Source organism: Pseudomonas sp. ArH3a (genome assembly GCF_022648765.1).
In the GTDB taxonomy this organism is placed as follows: domain Bacteria; phylum Pseudomonadota; class Gammaproteobacteria; order Pseudomonadales; family Pseudomonadaceae; genus Aquipseudomonas.
The window spans coordinates 3,061,392-3,081,823 of sequence record NZ_CP080330.1; the positions used below are offsets into that span (position 1 = coordinate 3,061,392).

The 20,432-nt window shown below is 58.6% G+C and carries 19 protein-coding genes; 12 read left to right on the forward strand and 7 right to left on the reverse strand.

Features of this window, described 5'->3' with window-relative positions:
- Nucleotides 1-15: 15 nt before the first annotated feature.
- From K0P33_RS13955 to K0P33_RS13995, 9 genes are all read left to right on the forward strand, one after another.
- Nucleotides 16-1,041, forward strand: coding sequence for a Gfo/Idh/MocA family oxidoreductase (locus K0P33_RS13955; protein WP_242155768.1), 1,026 nt, complete (start codon nt 16-18; stop codon nt 1,039-1,041).
- A 154-nt stretch (nt 1,042-1,195) separates the two neighbouring features.
- Nucleotides 1,196-2,224, forward strand: coding sequence for a Gfo/Idh/MocA family oxidoreductase (locus K0P33_RS13960; protein WP_242155770.1), 1,029 nt, complete (start codon nt 1,196-1,198; stop codon nt 2,222-2,224).
- 128 nt (nt 2,225-2,352) lie between these two features.
- Nucleotides 2,353-2,532 carry a hypothetical protein gene (locus tag K0P33_RS13965; RefSeq protein ID WP_242155772.1) on the forward strand — a complete coding sequence of 60 codons (180 nt, stop codon included), beginning with the start codon at nt 2,353-2,355 and terminating at the stop codon, nt 2,530-2,532.
- A 48-nt stretch (nt 2,533-2,580) separates the two neighbouring features.
- Nucleotides 2,581-3,516, forward strand: coding sequence for a sugar ABC transporter substrate-binding protein (locus tag K0P33_RS13970; RefSeq protein ID WP_094952514.1), 936 nt, complete (start codon nt 2,581-2,583; stop codon nt 3,514-3,516).
- A gap of 63 nt (nt 3,517-3,579) precedes the next feature.
- Nucleotides 3,580-5,133: a sugar ABC transporter ATP-binding protein gene (locus K0P33_RS13975; protein WP_094952515.1), complete on the forward strand. Its 1,554-nt coding sequence runs from the start codon at nt 3,580-3,582 to the stop codon at nt 5,131-5,133.
- 58 nt (nt 5,134-5,191) lie between these two features.
- A complete protein-coding gene (locus K0P33_RS13980; protein WP_094952516.1) occupies nt 5,192-6,214 on the forward strand; it encodes an ABC transporter permease in 1,023 nt (340 codons plus the stop codon).
- A gap of 423 nt (nt 6,215-6,637) precedes the next feature.
- Nucleotides 6,638-7,042 (forward strand): TraR/DksA C4-type zinc finger protein, encoded by a 405-nt coding sequence (locus tag K0P33_RS13985; protein ID WP_010564800.1) that lies wholly within the window; start codon nt 6,638-6,640, stop codon nt 7,040-7,042.
- A 183-nt stretch (nt 7,043-7,225) separates the two neighbouring features.
- On the forward strand, nt 7,226-8,821 hold the full coding sequence (locus K0P33_RS13990) for a methyl-accepting chemotaxis protein (RefSeq protein WP_242155773.1): 1,596 nt from the start codon (nt 7,226-7,228) through the stop codon (nt 8,819-8,821).
- 115 nt (nt 8,822-8,936) lie between these two features.
- Nucleotides 8,937-9,140, forward strand: a complete 204-nt coding sequence (locus K0P33_RS13995) for a hypothetical protein (protein ID WP_094952518.1) — start codon at nt 8,937-8,939, stop codon at nt 9,138-9,140.
- 6 nt (nt 9,141-9,146) lie between these two features.
- Here K0P33_RS13995 and K0P33_RS14000 read toward each other — a convergent pair whose 3' ends face one another.
- From K0P33_RS14000 to K0P33_RS14010, 3 genes are all read right to left on the reverse strand, one after another.
- Nucleotides 9,147-9,383, reverse strand: coding sequence for a DUF2789 domain-containing protein (locus K0P33_RS14000; RefSeq protein ID WP_094952519.1), 237 nt, complete (start codon nt 9,381-9,383; stop codon nt 9,147-9,149).
- A gap of 73 nt (nt 9,384-9,456) precedes the next feature.
- Nucleotides 9,457-9,687, reverse strand: a complete 231-nt coding sequence (locus K0P33_RS14005; protein ID WP_094952520.1) for a hypothetical protein — start codon at nt 9,685-9,687, stop codon at nt 9,457-9,459.
- 110 nt (nt 9,688-9,797) lie between these two features.
- The gene (locus K0P33_RS14010; protein ID WP_242155774.1) at nt 9,798-10,073 is read right to left on the reverse strand and encodes a hypothetical protein; all 276 of its coding nucleotides are present in this window, start codon (nt 10,071-10,073) and stop codon (nt 9,798-9,800) included.
- A 409-nt stretch (nt 10,074-10,482) separates the two neighbouring features.
- On the opposite strand from K0P33_RS14010, the gene K0P33_RS14015 reads away from it, so the two are divergent.
- Together K0P33_RS14015 and K0P33_RS14020 are read left to right on the forward strand one after the other, a co-directional pair.
- Entirely contained in the window at nt 10,483-10,932 is a 450-nt protein-coding gene (locus tag K0P33_RS14015) for a hypothetical protein (protein WP_176463024.1), read from the forward strand.
- A gap of 132 nt (nt 10,933-11,064) precedes the next feature.
- A complete protein-coding gene (locus K0P33_RS14020; protein WP_094953797.1) occupies nt 11,065-12,081 on the forward strand; it encodes an ABC transporter substrate-binding protein in 1,017 nt (338 codons plus the stop codon).
- A gap of 126 nt (nt 12,082-12,207) precedes the next feature.
- Here K0P33_RS14020 and K0P33_RS14025 read toward each other — a convergent pair whose 3' ends face one another.
- Together K0P33_RS14025 and K0P33_RS14030 are read right to left on the reverse strand one after the other, a co-directional pair.
- A complete protein-coding gene (locus K0P33_RS14025) occupies nt 12,208-14,334 on the reverse strand; it encodes a TonB-dependent receptor (RefSeq protein WP_242155775.1) in 2,127 nt (708 codons plus the stop codon).
- Nucleotides 14,335-14,430: 96 nt separating this feature from the next.
- Nucleotides 14,431-14,820 (reverse strand): DUF2946 domain-containing protein, encoded by a 390-nt coding sequence (locus tag K0P33_RS14030; RefSeq protein ID WP_094953795.1) that lies wholly within the window; start codon nt 14,818-14,820, stop codon nt 14,431-14,433.
- A 93-nt stretch (nt 14,821-14,913) separates the two neighbouring features.
- Between K0P33_RS14030 and K0P33_RS14035 the strand changes: the two genes are divergently transcribed.
- Nucleotides 14,914-15,351 carry a DUF3995 domain-containing protein gene (locus tag K0P33_RS14035; RefSeq protein ID WP_094953794.1) on the forward strand — a complete coding sequence of 146 codons (438 nt, stop codon included), beginning with the start codon at nt 14,914-14,916 and terminating at the stop codon, nt 15,349-15,351.
- 17 nt (nt 15,352-15,368) lie between these two features.
- On the opposite strand, the gene K0P33_RS14040 is transcribed toward K0P33_RS14035, so the two are convergent.
- Entirely contained in the window at nt 15,369-15,758 is a 390-nt protein-coding gene (locus tag K0P33_RS14040; protein WP_094953793.1) for a hypothetical protein, read from the reverse strand.
- Nucleotides 15,755-20,368: a polymorphic toxin type 47 domain-containing protein gene (locus K0P33_RS14045; RefSeq protein WP_242155776.1), complete on the reverse strand. Its 4,614-nt coding sequence runs from the start codon at nt 20,366-20,368 to the stop codon at nt 15,755-15,757. Before K0P33_RS14045 ends, K0P33_RS14040 begins: the two co-directional genes overlap by 4 nt.
- Nucleotides 20,369-20,432 lie beyond the last annotated feature (64 nt).

Below are 20,432 nucleotides of genomic sequence, written 5' to 3' on the forward strand. Positions count from 1 at the left end.
AAGAGGAGTGTTTGCATGTCTTTGCTTACTAATTCGTTGCGGATCGGTGTCATCGGTACTGGTGCGATTGGCCGTGACCATATTCGTCGTTGCAGCCAGACCCTGCTCAACAGCCAAGTGGTGGCGGTAACCGACATCAACCTTGAGCAAGCCGCCAAGGTGGTGGCGGATTTGAACCTTACCGCCGAGGTGTACGCGGACGGCCATGCGTTGATCAACTCGCCGCAAGTCGAGGCCATTTTGGTGACCTCTTGGGGCCCGAGCCACGAGGAATTCGTGCTTGCCGCCATCGCTGCGGGTAAGCCGGTGTTCTGCGAAAAACCCTTGGCCGTGACCGCGCAAGGCTGCCGCAAGATCGTCGACGCCGAAATTGCCTTCGGCAAGCGCCTGGTGCAAGTGGGCTTCATGCGCCCGTATGACGAAGGCTATCGCGCCCTCAAGGCCGTGATCGACAGCGGCCAGATCGGCGAGCCGCTGATGCTGCACTGCGCGCACCGCAACCCTACGGTGGGCGAGAACTACAAGACCGACATGGCGATCACCGACACCTTGATCCACGAGCTGGATGTGTTGCGCTGGTTGCTCGACGACGACTACGTGTCGGTGCAGGTGGTGTTTCCGCGCAAGTCGAGCAAGGCCCTGGCCCACCTGCGTGACCCGCAGATCGTGCTGCTGGAAACCGCCAAGGGCACGCGCATCGATGTGGAGGTGTTTGTTAACTGTCAGTACGGCTACGACATCCAGTGCGAAGTGGTGGGGGAGACCGGCATCGCCAAACTGCCGGAGCCTTCGCAGGTGCAGCTGCGCAGCGGGGCCAAGCTGTCGAATGCGATTCTGATGGATTGGAAGGACCGCTTTATCGGCGCCTATGACGTCGAGTTGCAGGCCTTCATCGATAGCGTGCGCGCCGGGCAAGTGGGTGGGCCGTCGGCGTGGGATGGTTTCGTCGCAGCGGTCGCGGCGGATGCGTGTATCGAAGCGCAGAGCAGTGAGCAGATCGTCAAGGTGAGCTTGCCGGATCGCCCACGCTTCTACGGCTAATCATATTTAGACAGGTGGAATGCAGTCGGTGTGGGAGCTGGCTTGCCTGCGATAGCAGTCTTTCAGTGACGGGTTCATTGACTGACACACTGCTATCGCAGGCAAGCCAGCTCCCACATTTGATTGGGTTTTCAGTTCTAGAAGGAGTGTATGTATGCGAATTGGACTAGTCGGCTACGGCCATGGCGGCCGCTTCTTTCACGCACCATTGATTGCGACGTTGCCCGGCGCGACCTTTGTCGGCGTGGTGACGCGTTCACCGGAACGCCGTCAGCTACTGGCGACTGACCACCCGGGCCTCAAGGCGTTCGACTCCATCGGCCAGATCGTCGAAGCCGGCGTGGATGCCTTGGTGATTTCCACCACGCTCAAGGGCCGCCCGGCACTGGTACTGGAAGCTATCGAACACGGGGTTGCCGTGGTCAGCGACAAACCGTTCGCCAGCAACGCCGAACAGGCCCAGGCGTTGATCACTGCTGCCGAACGCCAAGGCGTGAAGCTCTGCGTCTACCAGAACCGGCGCTGGGACTCGGATTTCCTGACCTTGCGCAAACTGATCGACGCCGGTGCCCTGGGCCAGATCACCCGCTTTGAATCGCGGGTTGAGCGCTTCAGCCCGCAAGCCGTGGGCAATGCCAGCGGCGGCGGCTGGCTGCGTGACCTTGGCAGCCACTTGGTGGACCAGGCGATGCAGTTGTTCGGCCCGGTGGACCGGGTGTTCGCGCAATTACAGTTCAGCCCGGAACACCCCAGCCTCGACCACGGTTTTTTTGTCTCGTTGACCCACGCCAACGGCGTGATTTCCCACCTGTGGGGCAGTGCGCTGCAAAACAGCCAGGCCCCGCGTTTTCGCGTCAGTGGCACCCTCGGTTGTTACACCGTGGAAGGGCTGGACGGCCAGGAGGACGCGCTGATGGCCGGCAAATCGCCGAAAACCGAAGGCGAGCATTGGGGCGCGGAAGAGCATCGGCGCTGGGGCTGGTTTGAACAAGGCGCGGAGCGCGAACGGGTGCCCTCGGAAAAAGGCTGCTGGACGCAGTTCTATCAGCAGTTGCAACGCGCTGTGCAAGGGCAGGGACCGCTGCCGGTGAACGCCTATGACGCACTGGAAACCACCCGTATATTGGACGCCGCACGCCTTAGTAACGAGCGGCAACAGGTGGTTTCGACAAAAATAGAATAAAATTCTAAAACAGGTTGATATGGAAATTATTTTCTAATAAAGTCTTTTCCAGGTTGCAAAAAGTACGCCTCGGGCTTGATCCAGGCGACTCAACAAAAACAAGATCAAAAACAACCAGGTACCGTCAGATGAAAATCTTCAACGCTGTACTGCGAGTTTTACGCCCCTCCAAAGCGCCAAGCGGTCTGCCCCGCGCCCGGCCGTTTTATTTTTCCTTCCTTAATGTGCTCTGCGTCGAAAACAAAGGCGCCCTGGTGTGCTGCATTCCGGGGGCACCGATCGTGCGACTGTCGACCTGCGCGCTCTGAAAAACGCAACGTCCAAAAAACCAACAAGAAATTGGAGACAGACCGTTCATGAAGACCCCGATTCGTTTCACCGCGCTGGCCCTGTCCATGCTGCTTGCCAGCGGTTTTGCCTCGGCTGCCGACATCAAAGTGGGTGTGACCATGTCCGCCTTCGATGACACCTTCCTGACCTACCTGCGCGAAGACATGGACAAGCAAGCCAAGTCCTATCCCAAGGGCGACGGTGTGCAATTGCAGTTTGAGGACGCCCGCGCCGACGTGGTCAAGCAACTGAGCCAGGTCGAGAACTTTATCAGCCAGAAAGTCGACGCAATTATCGTCAACCCGGTGGATACCGCCTCGACCAAGAACATCATCAGTGCAGCGACCAAGGCTGGCATTCCGCTGGTGTTCGTCAACCGCCGTCCCGACCAGAAAGACCTGCCTAAAGATGTGGTGGCGGTGACGTCCGATGACGTCGAGGCCGGTCGCCTGCAAATGCAATACATCGCTGACAAACTCGGTGGCAAAGGCAAGATCGTGATCCTGCTGGGTGACCTGGCGAATAACTCCACCACCAACCGCACCAAGGGCGTGAAAGAAGTCCTGGCCAAATACCCGGGCATCACCATCGAACAGGAACAGACCGGTACCTGGCTGCGTGACCGCGGCATGACGCTGGTCAACGACTGGATGACCCAAGGCCGTGAGTTCAATGCAGTGCTGGCCAACAACGATGAGATGGCCATCGGTGCGTCCATGGCCTTGAAGTCGGCGGGCACCAAGCCTGGCACTGTGCTGATCGCTGGGGTCGACGGTACGCCGGACGGCTTGAACGCGATATCCAAGGGCGACATGGCCGCGTCGGCGTTCCAGGATGCGAAAGGGCAGGCAGTCGGTTCGGTGGAAGCCGCGCGCAAGATGGCCAAGCACGAGCCGGTCGAGCAGAACGTGATTATTCCGTTCAAGCTGATCACCCCGGACAATGTTAAAGACTTCAAGTAGCCCTTTATAACAACAATAAGCGAGCAGGGCGGCCACGGTCGCCCTGCTGATGGAGTACCCGATATGCTTGCTCAAGCGGTTGTCTCGCAGCCTCCCGGTATCCAGCCGCCGTCGCTGGAAGAACCCTACCTGCTGGAAATCCTCAATATCAGCAAAGGCTTTCCCGGCGTTGTGGCCCTGGCCGATGTGCAACTGCGCGTACGCCCCGGTTCCGTGCTGGCGCTGATGGGCGAGAACGGTGCGGGCAAGTCGACGCTGATGAAGATCATCGCCGGCATCTATCAGCCCGACGCCGGGGAAATTCGCCTGCGTGGCAAGCCGATTGTGTTTGAAACGCCGCTGGCGGCGCAAAAGGCGGGGATCGCGATGATCCACCAGGAACTTAACCTGATGCCGCACATGAGCATCGCCGAAAATATCTGGATCGGCCGCGAGCAGCTCAACAGCCTGCACATGGTCAACCACCGTGAAATGCACCGCTGCACGGCTGAGTTGCTGGCGCGGTTGCGCATCAATCTGGACCCTGAAGAACAGGTCGGCAACCTGAGCATCGCCGAACGGCAGATGGTCGAGATTGCCAAGGCGGTGTCCTACGACTCCGACATCCTGATTATGGATGAACCCACGTCGGCCATTACCGAGAAGGAAGTGGCCCACCTGTTTTCGATCATTGCCGACCTCAAGTCCCAGGGCAAAGGCATCGTCTACATCACCCACAAAATGAACGAAGTGTTCGCCATCGCCGATGAAGTGGCGGTGTTCCGTGACGGCCAGTACATCGGTTTGCAACGCGCCGACAGCATGAACAGCGACAGCCTGATCTCGATGATGGTCGGCCGTGAGCTGAGCCAGTTGTTCCCGGTACGTGAGACGCCCATTGGCGAACTGCTGCTGTCGGTGCGCGACCTGCGCCTGGACGGCGTGTTCAAGGACGTGTCCTTCGACCTGCACGCCGGTGAAATCCTCGGCATCGCCGGGTTGATGGGCTCGGGGCGCACCAATGTGGCCGAAACCATTTTCGGCATCACCCCAAGCTCCGGCGGCCAAATTACCCTCGACGGCAAGCCGGTGCGCATCAGCGACCCGCACATGGCCATCGAGAAAGGGTTTGCGCTGCTGACTGAGGACCGCAAGCTCAGCGGCCTGTTCCCGTGCCTGTCGGTGTTGGAAAACATGGAAATGGCGGTGCTGCCGCATTATTCGGGCAACGGCTTCATCCAGCAGAAAGCCCTGCGCGCCCTGTGCGAAGACATGTGCAAGAAGCTGCGGGTGAAAACCCCGTCGCTGGAGCAGTGCATCGACACCTTGTCCGGCGGCAACCAGCAGAAAGCCTTGCTGGCGCGCTGGCTGATGACCAACCCACGGCTGCTGATTCTCGATGAGCCCACCCGGGGCATCGACGTCGGTGCCAAGGCCGAGATCTATCGTTTGATCTCTTTTCTCGCCAGCGAAGGCATGGCGGTGATCATGATTTCCTCCGAGCTGCCCGAAGTGCTGGGCATGAGCGACCGGGTGATGGTGATGCACGAGGGCGAACTGATGGGCACCCTGGACCGCGCGGATGCGACCCAGGAAAAAGTCATGCATCTGGCCTCCGGTTTGACCGTAGTCCACTGACGAACAGCAGCGTGGGCCTGCGGTTGGCCTGTGCCACAGAATAAGAAGGTGATTGGCAATGAACGCAATAACAGACAACAAGCCTGCCACGGCACCGGTCAAGAACCGCAGGCGTTTGCCCACCGAATTAAGCATCTTCTTGGTGCTGATCGGTATCGGCCTGGTGTTTGAAGTGTTCGGCTGGATCGTGCGCGACCAGAGCTTCCTGATGAACTCCCAGCGCCTGGTGCTGATGATCCTGCAAGTGTCGATTATCGGCCTGCTGGCGATTGGCGTGACCCAGGTGATCATTACCACCGGTATCGACTTGTCTTCCGGCTCGGTGCTGGCGTTATCGGCGATGATCGCCGCGAGTCTGGCGCAGACTTCCGACTTTTCCCGGGCGGTGTTTCCCAGCCTGACGGATTTGCCGGTGTGGATCCCGGTGGCGATGGGCCTCGGGGTCGGGCTGCTGGCGGGGGCGATCAACGGCAGCATTATCGCGGTGACCGGTATTCCGCCGTTTATCGCAACCTTGGGCATGATGGTGTCGGCCCGTGGCCTGGCGCGTTACTACACCGAAGGCCAGCCGGTGAGCATGCTCTCGGATTCCTACACCGCCATCGGTCATGGCGCGATGCCGGTAATCATCTTTCTGGTGGTGGCGGTGATTTTCCATATCGCCCTGCGCTACACCAAGTACGGCAAGTACACCTACGCCATCGGCGGCAACATGCAGGCGGCGCGCACCTCGGGGATCAACGTCAAGCGCCACCTGATCATCGTCTACAGCATCGCCGGGTTGCTGGCGGGTTTGGCTGGCGTCGTCGCCTCGGCACGTGCCGCGACGGGCCAGGCCGGCATGGGCATGTCCTATGAGCTGGATGCGATTGCCGCCGCCGTGATCGGCGGCACCAGCCTGGCGGGCGGGGTAGGGCGTATCACCGGCACGGTGATCGGCGCGTTGATCCTCGGCGTGATGGCCAGCGGGTTTACCTTTGTCGGGGTGGATGCGTATATCCAGGACATCATCAAGGGCCTGATTATTGTGGTGGCGGTGGTGATCGACCAGTATCGCAACAAGCGCAAACTCAAACGCTGAGTGGTTTGAGGGTTGCCGCATGGCAAAATGTGGGAGCGGGCTTGCTCGCGAATGCTGAGTGTCAGTCGGTATATCTGGCACTGATACAGCGCATTCGCGAGCAAGCCCGCTCTCACATAGGGGGCCGGCGCCAACGAGTTCTAACCGTTTGTCTTCTATATAGCTCCACAACACTGAATTTCTTGCTATAAACGCACTCCGATGACCATTCGCCAAGCCCGTCCTGGTGCCTTTGGAGGTTAATTGGGAAAAAATGCCTGTCATTTCAGTTGCTGAGCCCTCAAGTCGGCCTTAGACTGCCGCCCCTCGTAAATTGAGTGCCGGGTGGCGCTTGAAATGGAAGGCGCCTTTCCGAGGCCTGCAACGGTCTGCCGAAACGCTCCCTTATTCGCCTTAATGCACGTATTTTTTATAGAGAAATCAATGACAAAGGAAAAGTTGCTGGCCATGCCGGCGGATGACTACATGAATGCCGAACAGCACGCTTTTTTCGAGCAGCTGCTGCAAGACATGAAAGTGGAACACCACGAGCGCATTGAACAGAACCGCATCGCCATCGAAAGCCTGGACACCCCGGCTGACCCGGCTGATGCCGCTTCCGTGGAAGAAGAGCGCACCTGGTTGGTTAATGCCATCGATCGCGACCAGCGCATGCTGCCGCAGCTTGAGCGCGCCCTGGAACGCATCAAGGAAGATTCCTTTGGCTGGTGCGACGACAGCGGTGAGCCTATCGGCCTCAAGCGCCTGCTGATCAGCCCGACCACCAAGTACTGCATCGAAGCGCAAGAGCGCCACGAGCAGATCGACAAGCACCAGCGCCAAGCCTGATGGGCTGAAGTTGGGCGCTGTGCATGCAGCGCCCAAGAGAAATACCGGTTACGCCCAGGTCTATTGATCTGTTGCAAGCGCCTCCACTAATAGCCCATAGATAATGGCCTGATAGTGGCGTTTAATGCAGCAACAATAACGACAAACAGTGGGGTAACGATGATGGCTGGAGACGGATCTCTGATGGGCGCAGCAGTGCCACCGCAGACGGTGGCGCGCGTGCTGCCCGGCTGGCTGATGCCGCTCCTGCAGAGCACCGCCCTGGTGCTGGTACTCCTGGGCCTGGCGTTTGCCGGCTGGCCGATCTACCTGTGCCTGCCACTGGCCTTGCTGGTGATCTGGCTGCCTCGCGTTAAAACTCAAAAGCCCGTACTCACGCCGTCAGCCGCGTCCGATGCGATGGGTGAACTGACCCGCGATCTCTCCTACACCACCAGTCATAACGCGCTTTCCGCTGCCGGCGTGGCCTATTCGGTCAAGCAACTGGCGGCACGCTTGCAGTCACAGTTGAGCGCGGCCAAGCAAATTGTTAGCAGCGCCGAAGTCATGATCGGTACCGAAAAGGTCACCTCGCAGCTCAGCCGCCAAGCCCTGGGCGCAGCCACCCAGGCTCACCAACGCAGCACCGAAGGGCGCGAAGTGCTGGCCCAGTCCATCACCCGCATGCACCAACTCAGCCAACGCGCCAATGCCAGCCGCGAATTGATCGAGGCGCTGAGCCAGCGCAGTGAAGAAATCCAGCGCGTGACCTTGGTGATTCAATCCATCGCCAGCCAAACCAATTTGCTTGCATTGAACGCGGCCATTGAAGCCGCGCGCGCCGGTGAGCACGGGCGCGGCTTTGCTGTGGTTGCCGACGAGGTGCGTGGCCTGGCCGGGCGTACGGCCATGGCCACCGATGAGGTCGGGGTGATGGTTGCTGATATCCAGCATCGCACCGCGCAAGTGGTCGAGCAGATTCGCCAGTTGTCGTCGGACCTGCACACCGGCGTCGAACAAGTGGAACACGCAGGCGAACACTTGCAGAGCATCGCCAGCCTGGCGGCGGACGTGGAAGGGCAGGTCAATGAGATTGCCCAGGGCACCGACACCAACCGTGTGCAACTCGACAGCTTGTTCCATGCCGTGGAGCAGATGCGCAGCGACCTGACCGTGAGCGACCTGCAAACCCGCCAACTGGCCGATGCGGCGGTGCAGATGGAAGGGCAGGCCGAAACCATCAGCGAGCGCTTGGCCGAAGTCGGGTTGGATGACTATCACCAGCGTATCTACGACCTGGCCCGCGAAGGCGCAAACCGCATTAGCGAACAGTTCGAGGCCGATGTAGTGCAAAACCGTATCAGCCTGCAGGACTTGTTTGACCGCAGTTACACGCCGATCCCGAATACCAGCCCAAGCAAATATCACACGCGTTTTGACGGTTACACCGACCAGGTATTGCCGGCGATCCAGGAAGCGCTGCTGCCGCGTCATGAAGGTTTAGTGTTTGCGATTGCCTGCACACCTCAAGGTTACGTGCCGACGCACAACAAGGCGTTTTCTCACGCCCTGACCGGTGACGCGCAGATCGACGCGGTGCAGAACCGCACCAAACGTAAGTTCGAAGACCGCACGGGCATTCGTTGCGGCAGTCATCAGCAGGCTGTGCTGTTGCAGACCTATACCCGTGACACCGGCGAGTTGATGCACGACTTGTCGGTGCCGATCATGGTCAATGGCCGGCATTGGGGTGGGTTGCGCCTGGGCTATAAACCGGAAGGGGCAAAGGTCGCGCGTTAGGGATTGTTGCTGATTATGCAATGAAGCTATTCCTGGGATAGCTTTTTCCAACTGGAATAAAACCGTAGCATGGCCAACATTGTTAGCCAGCTAACTAATGCTGCGGAGAAGCTCCATGCAAAACAAAGTCGATGTCGCCGTGATGATCGGCAGTGGTGTTCCCGAAACCCTGCGTGCGTTGGGTCAGAAAGCCTGTTGGGTGGTGCTGATCAATGGCGAGCAGCGCGGCACGGCGTTCGCCAGCCGTGATGAAGCGCAGGAATGCAGGGCTGCCTGGCAAGCGCTGTTGCGCCTGGAACAGTCAGACAGCCTACATTGAGGGGTATTACTGGGATTGATGTAGGCGCTGGTTCAACTCGTCCACGGGGATGGCCCATTCGGCGTCCTCACGCAGCTCTTCCTTCAGAAAATTCGCCTGTTGCGACGTCCAGAAGGGCGCATCGATCAGTTTCACATCTTCGCCCAGCGGGTGTGCGCCGATGAATGCGTCGATGGCCTCGGGGGTCGAATCCAGGCCCAGTTGTTCAAACAGGGTTTCGAGCGTCGGGATTGGCGCGTCCATATTTCAGTCTCCATGCAAGGTGATGGTCGTTGTGCATGTGAGGCTTGGTGCGCGGCAGAGTTCTATCGGCGTGTCAGGAATTGAGTGCACCTGAGTCCACAGCGGTTTTCAGGGCCTTGGCGGCATCTTTTGCCGCAGTTGCGGCGGCGTCGACAGTTTTGAACCAACGGTCTTTTTCTACCTGGTGTGCTGTGACAGTGGTCAGCGGTGGTTTGGCCCGCATGATGATCACCGCTTGAAATTCACCGTCTACTTCCCTCGCATCGCCATGGATAAAAAATTCGCCAATATCAAATTCCGTCACGTATAGCCTTCCCTTCAAGGTAACTGCACTGATGAAACCTGACCCCTATGGGGCAAACTTCAATGGACGCGGTAGTATGGCAGTTGTTGAGGGGCGACGGCGCAGTAAAGTCATCCAGATGACGAAACGAGCCCTGCGTGAGGGGTGTGCAGGCTGGCTTCGAGTTTTTTGGCCAACTCGCAGGCTTGGATGTGGTTGCTGCGAAAGCCTTTGATCCTGCCGCTGGTGACTTCCAGGATATGAAAGAAATTACGCCCAGCAGGTACAACTTGGTAAAGAACAGAATTGGAGTACCCGCTGTCGCTTTGCAAGCAGTAGTATTGGCGCTCGTCTGGGCATGATGAGCGAGTGCTGGAAGACATTACGGCGTGTTGACGTGGTTGCATGGTCAGCTCCTGTCGATCGATCTTGTTGACCCACCAGCAGCGTTTCGGGTGGTTTTGTCCCCTGTTGCTGTTTTAGTATTGTCGTTGGCAGTCGATGCTTGGTTCCATGCCAAGTATTTTGTTATGTGTTTGATGTCGGAAACTGCGCTTTTTATTTGGGTTATTCTCTGAAGCTGGTCGGCCCGTATTCTCGGACCGTTGAACCTGTGATTTGCTGTGGGGCCTGAAGACCTTCGTCAGGTCCGTCTCGCATGTCTGTACTAGTCTTACGACGCGGCAGCAGGATCTCTTCAGTTTTTTAACGCGTGTGTGATCGTGCCGTTACGGCCGTTTTTTTGTGCTGCCCGCTCTGGCGGTTGGTACTCTTTTTTGATGTGGGGGCGTTTCCTTGGCAGTCAGTAATCTGGATATGCACGCGTTGTTCGTGTTGGGTGATTTGCGCGCAAAGTTGGTCAAGCAGTTTCAATCCCGTTTCGTTTACATCACAGAGCAGACGCCGGAAGGCATCTACATCGCCGAAATCGATACCGAGACGGCGCTGGTCGTGGATGACAAGCAACACCTGGAACTCAAGGTGGGCGATCATTTTCGCGCAGCCGTGTTGCCCAGTCGCGAAGGTGGAAAGTTCGAATTGAAGTTCCGCGATATCAAGTTGACGGTGTATGGCTTGGGCGATTACGCCTTTGTTTCCTCGGCCGAAGGCCAAGGCATCGTGTTCAAGGAAGGCCACAGCGTGATGCTGGTATTTGCCGCCAACGAACAACTGCAGGAAGGCCTGACCAAAACCCTCAAGGCCGTGACCGGCAAGGCCGCCAAGTGGCGCAAGGGTGAATTGGTAACGTTCAAGGCCAGTGAGTAGTCGATAAACCTCGGGTGTATTTATGCTCTCTCGGAACCTCTACTACAGTTGAGTTGACTTAACTATTCAGAGGCTTCGCGCATTGGCAGCAAAGCCGTCCGCTATGGCTGCGAAAACGCGAGGTGCAAAGGCATGAAAGGATTGAGAACCCTATTGGCAGCGTCCCTGACGGCCTTGAGCCTGTCGGTGGTTTCATTGCCGGTATCGGCTGCCCAGGCACCGGTGCATTTCGCCGACCTGAACTGGGAAAGCGGCAGCCTGATCACCGAAGTACTGCGCTTTATCGTCGAGAAGGGTTACGACCTGCCCACCGACACCTTGCCCGGCACCACCATCACCCTGGAAACGGCCCTGGCAAAAAATGACATCCAGGTGATCGGTGAAGAATGGGCCGGCCGCAGCCCGGTGTGGATCAAAGCCGAGGCCGAAGGCAAGGTGGTGGGCCTGGGCGACACAGTCAAGGGCGCTACGGAAGGCTGGTGGGTGCCGGAATACGTGGTCAAGGGCGACCCTGCCAAAGGCCTCAAGCCTCTGGCCCCCGAGCTTAAAAGCGTACAGGACCTGGCGCGTTACAAGGACGTGTTCAAGGACCCGGAATCTCCAGGCAAGGGGCGCTTTCTCAACAGCCCGATCGGCTGGACCTCGGAAGTGGTCAACAAACAAAAGCTCAAGGCTTACGGCCTGGACGACAGCTATGTGAACTTTCGCAGTGGTTCGGGCGCCGCGCTGGATGCCGAAATTGCCTCATCGATTCGTCGAGGCAAGCCGGTGTTGTTCTACTACTGGTCGCCGACGCCTTTGATGGGGCGCTACAAACTGATCCAGCTGGAAGAACCACCGTTTGACGCCGATGCCTGGAAGACACTGACCGACGCGGAGAACCCCAACCCTAGGCCGACTCGGTCGTTGGCGTCCAAGCTGAGCATTGGCGTGTCGACGCCGTTCCAGCAGGAACACCCGCAGATCGCCGAGTTTTTTACCAAGGTTCAGTTTCCTATCGAGCCGCTGAACAAAGCCCTGGCTGCGATGAGCGAGAACCACACGGCGCCACGGGAAGTGGCTCAGGTGTTTCTCAAGGAGCATCCAGAGGTGTGGAAGGCGTGGTTGACGGCGGATGTGGCGCAGAAGGTTGAAGCGAGTTTGCGCTAACACGGTATGCAGAACCCTGTGGGAGCCGGGCTTGCCCACGATGGCGGTGTATCAGTCATGTATGTGTTGACTGTCACACCGCCATCGCGGGCAAGCCCGGCTCCCACAGTTGATTGCATGGCAGGCTTAGAACTTGGTTTGAATCGCCACCTCGAAGGTCCTTGGCGACCCCAGGTAATACGCCGGCGACACATGCGCAAACTCGGCATACACCTCATTCGTCAGGTTGCGCACGCGGCCGGTCACCGAGGTGTGCGAGTCGACCCTGTAGCGCAGGAACGTTCCGAACAACGTGTAGGCCGGCACCGTCATGGTGTTGGCATTGTCCGCATACACTTGTGCGACATACCGCGCATCCACGCCGCCTTGCCAATCTTGCGTGAAGTCATAGGTCAGCCATAGGTTGCCTACGCGTTTTGGCACGTTGGTCGGTGTATTACCCTTGCGCGAGACCACGGCGCCGCTGGCGATTTTCTCGTTGAAGTCGTCGTATTCAGCATCCACCCAGGCAAAGTTACCTTCCGCCAACAGTTTCGGTGTGATGCGCAATGAGCTGGCCAACTCGATCCCCTTGGACGACTGCGCCCCCACTGGGATGCTGTTGTTCGGGTCTTGCGGGTCGGTGACGGCGAAATCCTTGCGCTCGATCTTGTAGGCCGCGACCGTGGCCGAACCGCGACCCTCCAGGTACTCAAACTTGCTGCCCACTTCCCACTGTTTGCCGGTTGATACGTCGAACACTTGAGTGGTGGTCGATGGCTGCTCGGCCGCCGTGCTGTATTGCACATACACATTAGCCGAGGGGATGAACTGGTAGGTCAGTCCAACACGCCCGGTCACCGGTTCCCAGCTGCGCTTGAAGTGGCGTGGGTTGGTGGCCGTCACTTTGCTGTGGTTGGTTACGTCCAAGTCGATAGCGTCGTAACGCAGGCCGGTGAGCAGTGACAATTTATCGGTGAGGCCAAGGCGATTTTCCACGAACAAGGCTTTGGTGGTGACTTCGTTGGTCTTGTCCTTAATAAGCCCGGGTTTGGTGCCGGGGATGTCGTAGAAGTGCCCAGGGTTGTAGTTGTTCGGGTCTACGGTGCTATTGCCCGGTTGTTTCAGCGGGTAACTGGTGGTGCTGTTGACCTTGTACTCAAAACCGCCGGACCAGGTGGTGGACAGGCCGAAGAATGTGTCGTCATGGCGCAACTCGAACTGGTTGCCGTTCTGTGCGCCCTGATGGCGCACTTGGTAAGCGGTCGAACGGTTCACTGCGCTGTTGTCGGCGTTGTACTGGTAGGTTTCCAGGTTGCGGTAATCGCGCTGGCTGTCCAAGTGATAGAGGGTGTTCTTCAGCGTGGTGCTGTCGTTGATTCGATAGTCGATGATCGAACGTGCCCAGATCGTGCGCTGTTCGTACCGGCCATCGGCAACATTGTAGTTGTTGAAGCGGTTATGCCGGTCGATCTTCAGCTCACCGGCCTTGGGGTTGAGCACCGGAGTGCCCCAGTACGGGCTGTCTTCCTGTTCGTCCTGGTATTCCAGCGCCAGGGTGTGGGACAGGTTGGGGGTCAGGTCACTGAGCAGCGAAAACGCCAGGCTCCAGGCTTCACGCTGGTCGCGGTCGATGTAGCTGTGATTGGTGTTGCGGCTGACGTCCAGGCGCGCGTAATGCTGCACCTCGGCGCCCGGTTCTGTCAGCGCGTGGTTGAGGCCGAAAGCCATGCCGGCGGTGTCGTAGCTGCCATAGGTGAGCTGGCCTTCGGCGGCTTGTTCCTCGCGGGTTGCCAACTTCGTCACGTAATTCAGCGAACCGCCCACGGAGCCGGCGCCATTGATCAAGGAGGAGGGGCCGCCGACCAGTTCAACGCGGTCATAGATCCACGCATCCACTGGGCGTGCCAAGCCGGTGGCGACGTTGATGCCGTTGAACATCTGGGTGATCTGGCTGCTGGTAAACCCACGGTAGGACACAAACCCGCCAAACCCCGGCGGCGCGCTGGCGTTGACGCCGGGCAACGTGTTGGCCGCATCGCGAAAGGTCTTGGCGCCATGGCGCTCGATATCGTTACGAGTGGCGATGGCCACCGACGCCGGGGTTTCCCGCACGCTCAGGCCGAGGCGCGACGCCATGCCGCTGGATTGATCCAGGGTCAGGCCGGGCTCTGCGGTTTGTTCGCCATCGATGGTGGTAGGCGCCAACTCGAGCGCCCAGCCACAGACAGGCAGGCAGCCGAACAGGCCCGCCAACAAGGGTAAATGTTTCATGGTTGAATCCTGAAAAACTTGGCTTGAAAAACAACGCACAGCCGCGCGTATTCCCCAATGGGAACGTTGGCCGGTGCAGATCAGAAAGCGAAGGGGTCAGGCGAAAGCGGGAGGCGCGCGCGGGTTGGCCGTGGGCCAGGTGAAACGGGCAGGGATATCAGCGGCGAGAACCACCGCCGGTGGCGGCGCATGGGGTTGCGGCAACACCGCCACATTCAGGCTGGAACTTAGCGCCGGGCCCATGCCGCCGGTCGAACACAGCGGGCAACCAAACGCCTTCGACAGCGTCGGCAGGTTCTCATCCGTGGAGTTGCTCTGCTTGGGCGCCTGGGTACGCGGGTCCACCGTACAGAACTGCCCGCTGATACCGTTGAGCTGCATGCCCACCATCTGCCCATGACCAATACTGCACGCGAACACATTGAACAGGACGCAGCAATAGAGCATCCAGGCAATGAGCGAGCGGTCGGCACGAGCGATTTTCATGGGGCGGCACTTTACCATCACCTGCCGACGAAATACCCACAAAAAATCTCAGGGCGACTATCATCACTCGCACATTTTCAGGGAGCGCCCGCCATGAGCTTTGTCATCGCGCGATGGATCGTTGGGGTTTTTACCTGCATCAGCATGGTGCACCTATACTGGGCCGCTGGCGGCAAACTCGGCAGCCTTGCCGCCATCCCCCAACTGCCCGGCGAATTCGCCCACGGCCCCCGACCGGCGTTCAAGCCCTCAGCGCTGGGCACGTTCCTGGTCGCAATGGGCTTGGTCGCGATAGCGCTGCTCGTCTGCCTGCGAGCCGGTCTGTATTTTTCGCCGGTGTCCCATGGGGCGTTGCAATGGGGGATCAGTGCGATAGCCGTGGTGATGTTCGCCAGGGCGATTGGGGATTCGGAGTTGGTGGGGTTTTTCAAGAAGGTGGGTGGGTCGAGGTTTGCAAGGCTGGATACGTATTTTTATTCGCCGTTGTGTTTGGTGTTGGGGGTGGGGTTGTTGGTGGTGGCGTGGGGGTGAGCTCGGCTGTCTTAGGTTTAAGCCCAACTAACGCAGTCATGGTCATCCATGTAGATCAAAAATGAAAAGCTCACATCCGTCACCCAAAATGGATACCCGGTTGTATCAGATAAAATACGTTCAAGTTGCTGGGGGGGGCCGATTTCCCATGCTCTGTAGGAAGTGTCGCAGACGAGGAAAATCAACTGATCACTTTGAATACGCCATGATACTTCTTGCCAAAAATTTGGATTGTATTCCGTACGTTTAACCCGTAACTGAATTGGATCAAGAAAATTAGCACCTTCGCAGAAAAAAACTTTGGCAATAGAGGTAATCAAGATATCCAGGTCTGGGGCGCTAATTTTTTTATTCTGAATACCTAAATTTTCTAAGCTTTCGTTGATTTCTGTTTCTAGGTAACTCATTGATTAACACCAATTCTGGAACGGCTGACTGGGGTTATGTTTAGCAAAATATGGCCTCTCTTTGCTCCCCCGGCACCGCGTTTTCCGGCAGTCTGGTAACCGATATGAGGTGAGCGTGGGCCGTTGGTACTTGGAACCAGCAAAGGGTTATCTATGTTTACTTCTGCGCCTTTATTTGGCCCATCTGAAACTCGCCATTCTGTTGGGAAAGATTTTCCATACTGATCTTTTCCCCATTTAGTCACTTTAAAGTCCTCTTTGGATAAGCCTGTTCTACCGAAGGCCTCGTTCAATCCCTTGTGCATTTGTTCGTAAGCATTGCCGAACTCCTTCCGTCTATCAACGTCTACGTCGGAATTAAATCGCCAGGTTCCGCCAGCAACAGGTTGAGGGCAGTCATGCGGAGTACATGCCAAACCCTGCGGATCTACCCATCCCGTAGGGTTGGGCGCGTACTGGTACGCGTTGATCCCGCCCGCCAGCTTCACCGGGTCGGGCGTGAGGTAGCGACCAATATCTGGATTGTAGTAGCGATGGCGGTTGTAGTGCAGGCCGCTTTCCGGGTCGAAGTATTGGCCCTGGAAACGTAGCGGATTGTCGATCTTGTTTATGTCGAGGCGGCTGATTTGGCCGTAGGCGCGGTAATGCGCTGACCAGACGATTTCGCCGTTGGGGGCGGTGAGTTCCTGCGGGGTGCCGAGGTGGTCGAGTTGGTAGTGGAAGGGTTGGGTGTCTTGCGGGCCAAAGCCTGCCAGCAGTGCCAGCGGACGGAAGCTGTCTGGTTCGTAGATGTAACTGCGATGGCGATCTGCGTGATGTTCCGCAATCAGCTTGTCGCCTTGCCAGAAAAACTCCGTGGTTATGCCGTCGACGGTTTTGCTGATCCGCCGCCCAAACGGGTCATAGCGGTAGCTGGCCGTTTGCCCGTTCGGTTGGGTAATGCCGATCAGCCGGTGTTGGCAGTCGTAGCGGTATTCGGTGACGAGTTGGTGTCCCTTGCCGCGTCTTTGGCGAATGAGGTTGCCGAAGGCGTCATAGTCATAATGATGATCGCCCTGAATCATCAACCGATTCCCCGCCACGATGTCCGGGCCGGGTCGATCCTGCATCAGCAAGTTGCCCGCCGGGTCATGGCCAAATCGTTCCTGCACGTCTTGCGAGTGGTCGGCCCGAGTCAGGCGGGCGAGGGGGTCGTAGTGGTAGTGGTGTTCACCTTTGCGAGCGTCTAGCAGGCGGGTCAGGTTGCCGGTTTTGTCGTAGTCGTAGTGGCGGCTATAGAGGTCATGGTTTTCTTGAGTCACCGCGTGGGCGTGCAGGCGGTTTTGCTCGTCGTAGTGGTAGTGGCTGAGGAGCTGGCCTTGTTGGCGTTGATGCTCGCGGCCGGTTTTGAATAGATGGGAGGTTAGCAGCGCACCATTTAACTCGACGGTGGCGAGGTGGCCGCCTTTGTCGTGGTTGAAGGTGAGACGATTGTTGTCCGGCAGGCGCAGGTTTTTCAGCTGGCCGCAGGCGTCGTAGCCGTAGCGCAAGGTGCCCCAGCCTTGGTGTTCGGCGGTGAGGCGGCTTTGGGCGTCGTATTCGTAGGCTAGCGCCCAGTGGCCGTCGTCGACGCTGAGGAGGTTGCCCTGGCGGTCGTAGGCATAGTCAACAACACAGCCGTCGGGCAGGGTTTTTCGTACGAGGCGGCCGGAAGGGTCTCGCTCGTAACGGGTAAGAAGCTGACTGCCGTCGTCGCCGTGTTCGGTCTTTTCCAGCAGGTTGCCGTTGAGATCGTAAACGTAGGCGGTGCGCTGCCCGTCAAAACCGATTTCCTGCTGGATCAGCCCGTTGGGGTGGTAATCAAGTTCGTAGGTTTCGCCGACTTCGTTTTCGATCTCGGTCAGCAGCAACCGGGCGTTGTCGTAGCGGTATTTGACCTGGGTGCCGTCGGCATTGATACGGCGGCTTATCAGGTGCAGGCCGTCGGCGTATTCGTAGCGGGTGACGTGGCCGAGTTCATCGCGTTCGGCGGTGATTTTTCCGTAGGGGTTGTAGCTGTATTCCCGCGTGGCGCCGTCTGGAAGTACGGCGCGAACCAACCGACCCACACCGTCCCACTGGTACTGGGTCAGCGCGCCATGCTCATCCTCACGCGCAACCTGTCGTCCAAGATCGTCATAGCGATACCGCTTGATACCGCCATTCGGCAGTTGTTCTTCAACGAGCTGCCCACGCTCATTCCAAACCAGCCGGTGACAACCGTTATCTGGGTACCAAACCCCAATCAGTTGCCCGTGTTTGTTGTACGTATAGTCCGTAACGTGGCCATCAGGATCAGTCTTACGCGTGACGTCGCCCTGATCATTACGCTCATATTTCCAAACCGCCTCACCACGCCGTACGACCCGTACGAACCCGTTGTCATGCTCGTAGGAAGTCGGCTCATCCTCCCCCGGAAACAGCGCCACCAAACGTCCGGCTTCGTCGTACTGATACGCCGTCACCGCCCCGAGCGGGTCCTGCTCGACCGTCAGCCGGCCTTTGGTATCGTAGGATTTGAAATGTTCAGCGCCATCCGGATCAATGCGCTGCACCAGCCGCGCCCGCTGGTCATGGACATAAACTTCCTGGCTACCATCCGCGTTGTGAACCGTAACCTTGCCGCCGTCCTCCCACGCATAACGCGTGTCCATCTGTGAAAAGCTGGCCCAATGCCGAACACACCGCGCCGCCTTACCAGCCCGTTCCCACTCCCAAAAGAAACTCGCCCCACCGGCCAGCTGCCGCTCAAGAATGACGTGCTGATCGTCGTACCGATAAACCTCACTTTCGCCTACAGCGTTAGTCGCTGAAACCAGTCGTCCAGCTTCGTCATAGCTGTAGGAAACGACGTTCTGCTCTGTCACCCAAACATACGGTTCACGCCCTTTGGCACGATGAACCTGATAGTCAACGGCAACAATGCGACCGAGTTCGTAGCGTAGAAATAGCGACCGACCCGCACCGTTATCCAGCCGCTCAACCCGCCCCAAACGATCACGAGAAACCCGTAGCCGGTTGTCATACGCATCGCTGATCGCCGTCAGCACACCGTCGCGAAAGTGATAAAACCGTGACGCCTGAGCCAGCACCAACTCATCAGGCAGCGACCCTAAGTAAATCGCCGCTTCCGCCAAGCTGTTGGTAATCGCGGGCCTAGCCACAGTAGGCAACGGAAACTCAGTACTGCGGTTCTCATGATCCGTCCAAACCACCGAATCCCCCGCAACCACCAACCGCTGCGCCAGCGAGTGACTCCAACCAAACCCCAACCCACAATCCACTTCCACCGCACTGGTGCGGTACAACCGCGTCCACTCAAACGGCAATATCCCATCCAGCGCGCCATCGGTAAGAGTCAGCAACTCCTCGCCGGTGACCATCGACACCGGGCAGCCATTAGTGGCCGTCTTATCCGCAGGCGCCGCCGCATCTCCCTGCGGATTCTTCCCCGCAACAGGCACATCATCCACATGCTCTTTGTGCTTCAACACCGCGTTCTGCCGCGCCCGCCAGCGCATCTGCATCGTGCCTTGCTTCAGCCCACCGACCACGCCGCGAACCGCCACGGCCTTATAGCGATCCACCGCCTGCATGAACTGGGTCAGAATCGCCAGCAGGCTCCTGACAAAGCCAACGGCCGCCTCAAGAATCCGCGCGCCATACTTGACCAGCCGCAAGCTCAGATACGCCACACCCGCCGCTGGCAGTGCGATCATCAACACTGCGCCAATCACCAAGTCGATCAGCAGCGACACCACAAACCCCGCCGCCACCTCGGCGATCTCGCCAGGCGGCAGTGCGTCCAGCCACAGCATCGCCGTGCGCACCATCAGGTACAGCGCGGCCTCATCGCTGGCGAGCAACATGGCCTTTTCCATGACTTTGGGTGCATCGGTGGCCAACTGCGCCAACTTGGCCGCCTCGTTGCCGAGTTGTTCGACGTACTTCAGCGGGTCTTCAAGAATCGCCTGCACCAGCTTGATGCTGTCCCACACGTCGCGGATCGCCGCCCAGCTGCCGGCCAGCACGCCGCTGCCAATCGCGCTGGCGGTCGATTGCTGCCAATAGGGTTTGAAGTCGTTCCATTGCTCGCGCAGCCATTGCTCGAGGTCCGCCGTCAGCCCGGCGTAGGACGCAAACAACGCGTCCACCTGTTGAGTCGACGCGCCGCCTTGCACCCGCACTTGATACCGCCCGCCGGCCACGCAGGTATGCGAGCCTTTGCCGTGCTCATCGAGCATGACAACGGTGGAACTGCCGTCCTCCAGCCGAATCACCTCAACCGGGATGTCACCGATCGGCACGTCGTACACTGACTCGAATAGGCTCTCGATCTTCAGCTCGCCGCCCAGCGGGCACATGACGACGGTGCCCAGAACATCCGGGTCGGTCATGCTGGCCGTGGTCTGTGAGGCCCCCACCCGCAACACCCGATCCATGCCCAGCAGTGACGGCAAATCCGTTGCGTGGCTGACCGAGTCCAGCGCCCGCGCGTACCAGGCCCCCATCTGCTGGCGATACTCCGCCAGGCTCAGATGGAAGCCGTTGAGTTCATGTTCGATAAAGGCGATGTGGGCAGCGTTGGTCATCCGTGACGTCTCGGCAAAATGGCAAGGCGTCGGAGCATGCCGCAGGAAAAAGCGCCTGGATGAA

Bases quoted from the DNA above. Each gene is read 5' to 3' on its own strand.
- K0P33_RS13960 (WP_242155770.1), top strand. From the start codon at position 1,196: ATGCGAATTGGACTAGTCGGCTACGGCCATGGCGGCCGCTTCTTTCAC.
- K0P33_RS14035 (WP_094953794.1), top strand. From the start codon at position 14,914: ATGAGCTTTGTCATCGCGCGATGGATCGTTGGGGTTTTTACCTGCATC.
- K0P33_RS14030 (WP_094953795.1), bottom strand. From the start codon at position 14,820: ATGAAAATCGCTCGTGCCGACCGCTCGCTCATTGCCTGGATGCTCTAT.
- K0P33_RS13990 (WP_242155773.1), top strand. From the start codon at position 7,226: ATGGGCGCAGCAGTGCCACCGCAGACGGTGGCGCGCGTGCTGCCCGGC.
- K0P33_RS13955 (WP_242155768.1), top strand. From the start codon at position 16: ATGTCTTTGCTTACTAATTCGTTGCGGATCGGTGTCATCGGTACTGGT.
- K0P33_RS14010 (WP_242155774.1), bottom strand. From the start codon at position 10,073: ATGCAACCACGTCAACACGCCGTAATGTCTTCCAGCACTCGCTCATCA.
- K0P33_RS14015 (WP_176463024.1), top strand. From the start codon at position 10,483: ATGCACGCGTTGTTCGTGTTGGGTGATTTGCGCGCAAAGTTGGTCAAG.
- K0P33_RS13995 (WP_094952518.1), top strand. From the start codon at position 8,937: ATGCAAAACAAAGTCGATGTCGCCGTGATGATCGGCAGTGGTGTTCCC.
- K0P33_RS14045 (WP_242155776.1), bottom strand. From the start codon at position 20,368: ATGACCAACGCTGCCCACATCGCCTTTATCGAACATGAACTCAACGGC.
- K0P33_RS14025 (WP_242155775.1), bottom strand. From the start codon at position 14,334: ATGAAACATTTACCCTTGTTGGCGGGCCTGTTCGGCTGCCTGCCTGTC.
- K0P33_RS13975 (WP_094952515.1), top strand. From the start codon at position 3,580: ATGCTTGCTCAAGCGGTTGTCTCGCAGCCTCCCGGTATCCAGCCGCCG.
- K0P33_RS13980 (WP_094952516.1), top strand. From the start codon at position 5,192: ATGAACGCAATAACAGACAACAAGCCTGCCACGGCACCGGTCAAGAAC.
- K0P33_RS13970 (WP_094952514.1), top strand. From the start codon at position 2,581: ATGAAGACCCCGATTCGTTTCACCGCGCTGGCCCTGTCCATGCTGCTT.
- K0P33_RS13985 (WP_010564800.1), top strand. From the start codon at position 6,638: ATGACAAAGGAAAAGTTGCTGGCCATGCCGGCGGATGACTACATGAAT.
- K0P33_RS14000 (WP_094952519.1), bottom strand. From the start codon at position 9,383: ATGGACGCGCCAATCCCGACGCTCGAAACCCTGTTTGAACAACTGGGC.
- K0P33_RS13965 (WP_242155772.1), top strand. From the start codon at position 2,353: ATGAAAATCTTCAACGCTGTACTGCGAGTTTTACGCCCCTCCAAAGCG.
- K0P33_RS14020 (WP_094953797.1), top strand. From the start codon at position 11,065: ATGAAAGGATTGAGAACCCTATTGGCAGCGTCCCTGACGGCCTTGAGC.
- K0P33_RS14040 (WP_094953793.1), bottom strand. From the start codon at position 15,758: ATGAGTTACCTAGAAACAGAAATCAACGAAAGCTTAGAAAATTTAGGT.